Raw genomic sequence first — 8,335 nt, 5'->3', positions numbered from 1 at the left:
CGGCCCGTGCGGCCGATCCGGTGCACGTAGGTCTTCTCGTCCTCGGGGCACTGGAAGTTGATGACGTGCGTGACGTTCTCGACGTCGATGCCGCGGGCGGCGACGTCGGTGGCCACGAGGATGTCGACCTTGCCGTTGCGGAAGGCCCGCAGCGCCTGCTCACGGGCCCCCTGGCCGAGGTCACCGTGGATCGGGGCGGCGGCGAACCCGCGCTCGACCAGGTCGTCCGCCACCTTGGCGGCGGTGCGCTTGGTGCGGCTGAAGATGATCGTCAGCCCGCGGTCCTTGGCCTGCAGGATGCGAGCGAGCATCTCGGTCTTGTCCATCGCGTGGGCGCGGTAGACGAACTGCTCGATGGCCTTCACGGTGTGGCCGTCGTCGCCCTCCTCGCTCATGGCGCGGATGTGGGTGGGCTGGGTCATGTAGCGGCGGGCCAGCGCGACCACGGCGCCCGGCATCGTGGCCGAGAACAGCATGGTCTGGCGCGAGGCCGGCGTCATGGCCAGCAGCTTCTCGACGTCGGGCAGGAAGCCGAGGTCGAGCATCTCGTCCGCCTCGTCGAGCACGACGGTCTTGGCGCGGGAGAGGTCGAGGTGGCCCTGCTTGGCCAGGTCGATCAGTCGGCCGGGCGTGCCGACCACGATCTCGACGCCCCGCTGTAGGGCCTCGATCTGCGGCTCGTAGGCGCGGCCGCCGTAGACGGTCAGCACCCGGACGCCGCGCTTCTTCCCGGCCCGCTCGAGGTCGCCGGCGACCTGGACAGCCAGCTCGCGGGTGGGGGCGACGGCCAGGGCCTGGGGCTTGCCGGCGTCCGGCAGCTCGGCGAAGCCGGGGTCGCGGGGCGAGACGACCCGGTTGATCATCGGCACCCCGAAGCCCAGGGTCTTGCCGGTCCCGGTCTTGGCCTGGCCGATGATGTCGTGGCCGGACAGGGCCACCGGGAGGGTCATCGCCTGGATGGGGAAGGGCGTGACGATCCCCGCCTCGGAGAGCGAGGCGACGATGTCGGGGTGCACGTCGAAGTCGGCGAACGTGGGCACGGAGGGTTCAGTCATGGAGTTCTCTCGATCGGGGGCGCTCCCAGCTCGGGGGAGGCCGCTTCGCAGGGCCGATCGGAGTTCTTCGGTGAGGGGCGCGGAGCTGTCCGCGACTGATTCGTGCCGACCGGGCACCCAAGATGACGCCCCCAGTGTACCGGGGGAGACCCCCCAGACCCTCATCCACGCACGCGGAGGGACGGCGCCGATACTGTGGGCCCCATGACGCAGGACACCGGAGCCACTGCTGGAACCCCGATGACGGACGGCGCGGAGGACGCCTCGGAGGGCGCCTCGCAGGGCCCCGTGCAGGGTGCGGACTGGCTCGGGGACCCGCAGTACCGCGAGGCCGTGGTCGACCTGCTCGGGGTGCTGGCGTACGGCGAGCTGAGCGCCTTCACCCGCCTCGCCGGTGACTCGGAGCTCGCGCCGTCCCAGCCGCTGAAGGCAGCGGTCGCGGCCCTCGCCGTCGCGGAGTTCCGCCACTACGAGCTCCTCGTGTCGCGGCTGGAGGACATGGGGGTGGACCCGGAGTCGGCGATGGCGCCGTTCATCCGGGCCGTCGACGCCTTCCACGAGCGCACCCGGCCCAGCACCTGGCTCGAGGGACTGGTCAAGGCGTACGTCGGCGACGGCATCGCGACGGACTTCTACCGGGAGATCAGCGCCTACGTCGACCCCTCCACGCAGACCCTGGTGCACGACGCGATGCAGGACGTCGGCCAGGCCGAGTTCGTCGTCAAGGTCGTCCGTGAGGCCATCGCGGCCGACGAGCGGGTCGCGGGCCGGCTCGCGCTGTGGGGCCGTCGCCTGGTCGGGGAGGCGCTCTCGCAGGCGCAGCAGGTGGCGGTCGAGCGCGACGCGCTCTCCTCCCTGCTGGTCGGCGGGGCCGGCGGCGCGCACCGGCCGAGCGCGGACCTCGCCGAGCTGGGCCGGATGTTCGCCCGGCTCACCGACGAGCACACCCGTCGTATGGGCCGGCTCGGCCTCGCCGCCTGACCCTCCGCCCGAACGCAGAGCCGCTGCCCGCGCGACGGGCGGGACACGAAGGGGCCCCGTCCGGATGGACGGGGCCCCTCGGCGTGGTGGCTCAGACGTTCGAGCTGCGGTTCCGCATCGCGCTGTAGACCGTCACGAAGATGGCAGCCGCGATGATGCTGGTGAACCAGCGCAGCCAGTCGATGCTGGAGTCGTCCTTGGGGGCGCCCCAGATGAAGTAGCCGACGAGTGCGCCCAGGACACCGAGGACGATGGTGACCAGGGTGCCGATGTTCTGCTTGCCCGGCAGGACCAGGCGGGCAAGCATGCCGATGACGGCGCCGAAAATGATGGTGCCGATGATCTCCAGAACCATGACAGCTCCTCTCACGCGACGGTCTGTCGCGCTGTGTGTGGCCGGTCGACCGGGCCGGATGCTGCTACTTGACCACGGAACCGGCGCGCGTGCACGCCTGTGGCCCGGCGCGCTGCGTGACGATTTGGACACGGCGGCGCGGGCCGGGGTTGGCGGGGTTCGTGCAGGTCAGCAGCCTGCGGAGCCAGGTCAGAGCGTGCCGAAACCGACCCCGCGGCGCTCGCTCTCGCCCAGCGAGACGTAGCCGAGCACGCTGCCCGGCACCAGGACCTGGCGGCCCTTGGAGTCGGTCAGGGTCAGCAGGCCGCCCTTGTCGACCGCCTGGGAGACCGCCTTGGCGACCTCCTCCGCGGTGGCGTCGGTGTCGAACGTGATCTCGCGCGCGACGTTCTGCACGCCGATCTTGACCTCCACGTCAGTGGCCTTTCGTCGTTGGCGGTGCACGCGGCATACGCCCGTGCGGGTGAAACTGCCCACAGGCTAACCAGCCGGCTGCTCGGAACCTTCCCCGCCCACCTTGGGGAACGAGCCGAGGCCCCGCCACGCCAGCGCCCCGACGAGGCGTGCCGCCTCGTCCTGGGGGATGGAGCTGCCCTGCGCGAGCCAGTGCCGGGCGGAGACCTGGGCCATGCCCGAGAGGGCCATGCCCAGCAGCGAGGCGTCGGCCTCGGGGAGGCTGGTGTCCTCGGCGATGACCTCGGCGATCGCCTCCGCGCAGACCAGGCCGACCGTGTCGAGGCGGTTGCGCACGGCGGACTCGTTGGTCAGGTCGGACTCGAAGATGAGGCGGAAGGCGGCGCCGTCGCGGGAGACGAACTCGAAGTACGCGGCGATCGTCGCGTAGACCCGCTCCTTGTTGTCGTGCGTCGAGGCGAGCGCCTCGCGGACGAGCTGCTCGAGGCCCTCGCTGTGCTTGTCGAGCAGGGCGAGGTAGAGCTCGAGCTTGCCCGGGAAGTGCTGGTAGAGAACCGGTTTCGAGACGCCCGCGCGCTCGGCGATGTCGTCCATGGCTGCGGCGTGGTAGCCGGACTCGACGAACGCGGCCTGGGCGGCCTCGAGCAGCTGGGCACGCCGGGCGGACCGGGGCAGCCGGTGGCCACGGGGGGCGTCGGTTCGCGAGTCGGCGCTGAGCGACATGTGGTGCCTTTCTTCCGGTGTTGGCCTCATGGTACGGGTGGGTAACCTCAGTCACATGGGCATCCCGCCGCTCGTCGACCCGGCACCCGACCTCTCGAGCGAGGAGCGGGCCCGCTACGCGCGCCACATCCTGCTGCCGGACATCGGCGTCGAGGGCCAGCGCCGGCTGAAGAACGCGCGGGTCCTCGTCGTCGGCGCCGGGGGTCTCGGGTCGCCGGCCCTGCTCTACCTCGCGGCCGCCGGCGTGGGCACGATCGGGATCGTCGACGACGACACCGTCGACGCCTCGAACCTGCAGCGGCAGGTCGTCCACGGCACCCCCGACGTCGGGCGCCTGAAGACGGAGTCGGCGGCCGAGGCCGTTGCCCGCGCCAACCCCCTCGTGGAGGTCGTCCGCCACGACCTGCGGCTCGACTCGACGAACGCGCTCGAGGTCATCGACGGCTACGACCTGGTCCTCGACGGCGCCGACAACTTCCCGACGCGCTACCTCGTCAACGACGCCTGCGCGCTGCTCGGCAAGCCGCACGTCTGGGGGTCGATCTACCGCTTCGACGGGCAGGTCAGTGTGTGGTTCCGAGATCACGGCCCGTGCTACCGGTGCGTCTTCCCCGAGCCGCCCCCGCCGGGGTCGGTGCCGTCGTGCGCCACGGGCGGGGTGCTGGGCGTGCTGTGTGCCGCGATCGGCTCGGTGCAGGTGTCCGAGGCGGTGAAGCTCATCGTGGGGCAGGGTGACCCGCTGGTCGGACGCCTCCTCGTCCACGACGCGCTGCGGCAGTCCTGGGACTCCCTCACGGTGCGCCGCGACCCCGCCTGCGCGCTCTGCGGCGACCACCCCACCATCACCGGGCTCGTCGACTACGAGGCCTTCTGCGGTATGCCGCCGGGCGGGGCAGCGGGGTCCGGCGCGGCGCACGGTGCGGCTGTTGGCGCACCCGCGGCAGCGATCGACGAGGTCACCGCCGGCGAGCTCGCCGACCTGCTCGCGGCACGCGACCGCGGCGAGGAGAGCTTCGAGCTGGTCGACGTCCGCGACGCGGGGGAGCGCGAGGTCGTCTCGATCCCCGGCGCCCGAGCCATCCACCTCGAGGAGTTCCGCTCGGGGGCGGCGCTCGCAGCCCTGCCCGACGGCATACCGGTCGTGGTGCTCTGCAAGTCGGGGGCCCGCTCCGCGGAGGCGGCCGGGATCCTGGCCCGGGCCGGCCGGAGCGGGGTGCGCAACCTGCGCGGCGGGGTCCTCGCCTGGGTCCACGACGTCGACCCCACCCTTCCGGAGTACTGACCGGTGGCGACCGCCAGCAGGGACTTCGGCCTGCCCAGCGAGTTCGCCGACGACGTCCTCGACGTGGTCGACCAGATCCCGCCCGGCAGGGCGATGACGTATGGCGACATCGCCGAGCTGCTCGGGCGTGGCGGAGCCCGCGGCGTGGGCAGCGTGATGGCGAGGTACGGCTCGGACGTCCCGTGGTGGCGGGTGGTTCGCGCCGGAGGCGGCTTCCCGCAGGGCCTCGAGGACGAGGCGCTCGCGCACTACCGGGAGGAGGGCACGCCGCTGGTGGGAGGTCCCCTCGCCGGGCGGCGGGTGGACCTGTCGGCGGCGCGCTGGGCCGGCGGGCCCGGTGTCGGGGCGGGGTGATGGAATCGGCCGCGTGCTGACCCTCCGCCGGGCCCCGGGCCTGACCGTCGCCGCGCCGCCGCTCGACGAGCAGCAGGCGTCGGCCGTGGCGCACCGCGGCCGGGTGCTGAGGGTGCTGGGCGGGCCCGGCACGGGCAAGACCACCACGGCGGTGGAGGTCGTCGTCGGCCGCGTCGCAGCGCGGGAGGCGGAGCCCGACCAGTGCCTGCTGCTGACCTCCTCCAGGCTGGGTGCCGCGTCGCTGCGCGAGCGGGTGACGGCGCGGCTGGCCCGCACCTCGACCGAGCCGCTGGCCCGCACCCACCAGTCCTTCGGCTTCGGGGTCCTGCGCCAGGGCGCTGCCCTGCGCGGTGACCCGGCCCCCCGGCTGCTGAGCGGTCCGGAGCAGGACGTCATCCTGCGCGACCTGCTCGAAGGCCACCGCCGGGGCGACTCCCCTGCGCCGCCCTGGCCGGAGCGCGTGCACGAGGCGCTGACCACGCGCGGCTTCCGGGCCGAGCTCCGGGACCTCCTCATGCGGGCCGTCGAGCACGGCCTCGAGGCCCGCGACCTCGAGGCGCTCGGCCGCTCGCAGGGGCGAGCGGAGTGGGTGGCGGCTGCGCAGGTGCTCGCGGAGTACGACGAGGTCACGGCCCTGTCCGCACCGGGCGCCTACGACCCGGCGTGGATCCTGGGCGCCGCCGCGGACCACCTCGAGGACGATCCCGAGGCGCTCGAGCGGGTGCGTTCCGGGCTGCGGCTGGTCGTGGTCGACGACGCCCAGGAGATGACCGCCGCGGCCGCGCGGCTGCTGAGTGTGGTGGTGGGCCCCGGCATCGACGTCGTGCTCCTCGGCGACCCCGACACCGCGGTGCAGACCTTCCGCGGCGCCGACCCGCGCGACCTCGCCGGCGGCTGGGAGGCGCTCGGCGAGGGGCCCACGGTCGTGCTGCCCAGGGCCTACCGGCTGCCGCGCGCGGTGCACGCCGCGGCCGCGAGGGTGGCCCCCAAGATCGGCGCCCTGGGCGGCGGCCAGCAGCGGGAGTCGCGGCCGGGTCCGGTCGCCGGCCGCGTCGACGTGCACCTCATGCGCGCCGTGACCCAGGAGGCCACGCTGGTGGCGGCCGAGCTGCGCGAGGCCCACCTGCGCGGCGGGATGCCCTGGTCGGACATGGCGGTCGTGGTCCGCGGCCAGGGGCGCACCGCCACGCTGCGGCGGGTGCTGATGGCCGCGGGCGTCCCGGTCGCCGGGTCGGCGACCGACCTGCCGGTGCGCGACGAGGTCGCCGTCCGGCCCCTGCTCGCGCTGTTGCGGGTGGTCCTCGCAGTGGCCCGCGGTGACAGCGAGCTCGTCGACCCCCAGGTGGCCGCCGACACCCTGATGTCACCGATCGGTGGGGCCGACGCGGTCGGCCTGCGGCGGCTGCGCCGCGCCCTGAGGCGCGAGGAGCTGGCCGGCGGGGGCGGCCGCACCAGCGACGAGCTCCTCGCCGAGGCGCTGGTCCACCCGGACCGGCTGGCGACCCTGGGCGGCGAGGCCTTCCCAGCCCGCAGGGTGGCCCGCACCATCGCTGCGGGGGTGGCGGCGGCGCGAGTCCGCGGCGACGGCCCGGGCGCGCGCTGGGAGACCGGTGTCACGGCGGAGTCGGTGCTGTGGGCGATGTGGGCGGCGACGGGGCTGGCCTCGGCGTGGCAGGAGACGGCGCTCTCCGGTGGTCCGGGAGCCCAGCGGGCCGACCGAGACCTCGACGCGGTGGTGGGACTGTTCGACGCCGCGGCGAAGTTCGCGGACCGGCTGCCGCAGGCCGGGCCCGAGGAGTTCCTCACCCACATCCAGAGCCAGGACATCCCCGGCGACACCCTGGTGGCGCGCTCCCCGGTGGGCGAGAGCGTCACCCTGCTGACGCCCCAGGCCGCGGCGGGGCGGCAGTGGAGGTTCGTCGTGGTCGCCGGCGTCCAGGAGGGCGTGTGGCCGGACCTGCGCCTGCGCGGCTCACTGCTCGGCTCCGAGCACCTCGTCGACGTCCTGACCGGGCGCGCAGGATCCTTCCGCGGTGCCCAGGCGGCGGTCCGCTACGACGAGACCCGCCTCTTCCTCGTGGCGCTGACCCGGGCCAGTGAGCGCGTGCTCGTCACCGCCGTGCGCAGCGACGACGAGCAGCCGTCGGTCTACCTCGACATCGTCGACCCGCTGCCGGACGACTCCGACGGCATCCGCGGCTTCACCGAGGTGCGGCGGGCCATGACCCTGCCGTCGCTCGTCGCCCAGCTGCGGCGCGAGGCCGTCGCCGACGACCGCACCACCAGGGCTCAGGCCGTGGAGGCCCTGGCCCTGCTGGCCCGCGAGGGGGTCCCCGGCGCCCATCCGGCGAGCTGGTGGGCCCTGCGGGAGCTCAGTGACGAGCGGCCGCTGAGGGCGGACGGTGAGCCGGTGCGGGTGTCGCCGTCGAAGGTCGAGCAGTTCGGGCAGTGCGGGCTCCGGTGGCTGCTGAGTGCCTGCGGGGGCGACGGTCCCTCCGTCGGCGCCGCCAGCATCGGGACCCTCGTCCACGACATCGCCGCGGAGGTGGGTGACGCCGACGAGGCCACCCTGCGCCACGAGGTCGACGCGCGCTGGGGTCGCCTCGGGATGCCGTCCGGCTGGGTCTCGGACCGCAAGCGCGCCGAGGCGCACTCCATGGTGCGCTGGCTGGCGCGCTACTTCGACCGCGCGGCGCGGGAGGGCTGGGAGCGGATCGGCGCCGAGCTCGCGATGGAGGTGACCCTCGGCCGGGCCGTCGTCAGCGGTCGCGTGGACCGGCTCGAGCGCCTGGCCGACGGCTCGCTGCGCGTCATCGACTACAAGACCGGCTCGGCCAGCAGCAAGCCGCGCGAGGACGACCTGCCCAGCCACCCCCAGCTCGGTGCCTACCAGGTGGCCGTCACCCGGGGGGCGTTCGGCGAGCACGGCAGCAGGTCCGGTGGCGCCGCGCTGCTGCAGATCGGCAAGGCCGCGAAGAAGACCGACATCACCCTGCAGGAGCAGCCGCCGCTCGACACCCACGACGACCCGGGCTGGGCCGAGCGGCTCATCGCCGAGACCGCCGACGGAATGGCCGGGTCGCGGTTCGCCGCCACGGTGGGGTCGTGGTGCGACGTGTGCGCCGTCCGGGCGAGCTGCCCCGCCCAGCCCGAGGGGAAGACGCTGTGACC

The 8,335-nt window shown here is 74.1% G+C and carries 8 protein-coding genes; 4 read left to right on the top strand and 4 right to left on the bottom strand.

The window, feature by feature from the left end:
* The coding region (locus VIB11_RS02055; protein ID WP_332027882.1) for a DEAD/DEAH box helicase at positions 1-1,055 on the bottom strand (1,055 nt) is incomplete at its 3' end.
* Between the two features lie 204 nt (positions 1,056-1,259).
* Between VIB11_RS02055 and VIB11_RS02050 the strand changes: the two genes are divergently transcribed.
* Positions 1,260-2,036 carry a ferritin-like fold-containing protein gene (locus VIB11_RS02050; RefSeq protein WP_332027880.1) on the top strand — a complete coding sequence of 259 codons (777 nt, stop codon included), beginning with the start codon at positions 1,260-1,262 and terminating at the stop codon, positions 2,034-2,036.
* A gap of 91 nt (positions 2,037-2,127) precedes the next feature.
* Here VIB11_RS02050 and VIB11_RS02045 read toward each other — a convergent pair whose 3' ends face one another.
* The 3 genes from VIB11_RS02045 to VIB11_RS02035 all read right to left on the bottom strand — a co-directional run bounded on the left by VIB11_RS02045 (position 2,128) and on the right by VIB11_RS02035 (position 3,528).
* A complete protein-coding gene (locus tag VIB11_RS02045) occupies positions 2,128-2,391 on the bottom strand; it encodes a GlsB/YeaQ/YmgE family stress response membrane protein (protein ID WP_332027879.1) in 264 nt (87 codons plus the stop codon).
* Positions 2,392-2,580: 189 nt separating this feature from the next.
* Entirely contained in the window at positions 2,581-2,805 is a 225-nt protein-coding gene (locus VIB11_RS02040; protein WP_332027877.1) for a DUF3107 domain-containing protein, read from the bottom strand.
* A gap of 66 nt (positions 2,806-2,871) precedes the next feature.
* Complete coding sequence (locus tag VIB11_RS02035) at positions 2,872-3,528, bottom strand: TetR/AcrR family transcriptional regulator (RefSeq protein WP_332027875.1); 657 nt, start codon at positions 3,526-3,528, stop codon at positions 2,872-2,874.
* 55 nt (positions 3,529-3,583) lie between these two features.
* Between VIB11_RS02035 and moeB the strand changes: the two genes are divergently transcribed.
* From moeB to VIB11_RS02020, 3 genes are read left to right on the top strand one after another with little or no spacing between them, the layout of a single operon-like run.
* Positions 3,584-4,810, top strand: coding sequence for a molybdopterin-synthase adenylyltransferase MoeB (gene moeB, locus VIB11_RS02030; RefSeq protein WP_332027873.1), 1,227 nt, complete (start codon positions 3,584-3,586; stop codon positions 4,808-4,810).
* Between the two features lie 3 nt (positions 4,811-4,813).
* A complete protein-coding gene (locus tag VIB11_RS02025) occupies positions 4,814-5,164 on the top strand; it encodes an MGMT family protein (RefSeq protein ID WP_332027871.1) in 351 nt (116 codons plus the stop codon).
* A 13-nt stretch (positions 5,165-5,177) separates the two neighbouring features.
* Positions 5,178-8,333 (top strand): ATP-dependent DNA helicase, encoded by a 3,156-nt coding sequence (locus VIB11_RS02020; protein ID WP_332027869.1) that lies wholly within the window; start codon positions 5,178-5,180, stop codon positions 8,331-8,333.
* Positions 8,334-8,335: the final 2 nt, after the last annotated feature.

Source organism: Pedococcus sp. (assembly GCF_036554925.1).
In the GTDB taxonomy this organism is placed as follows: Bacteria; Actinomycetota; Actinomycetes; order Actinomycetales; family Dermatophilaceae; genus Pedococcus_A.
This window is presented reverse-complemented; position numbering and strand designations above follow the sequence as displayed.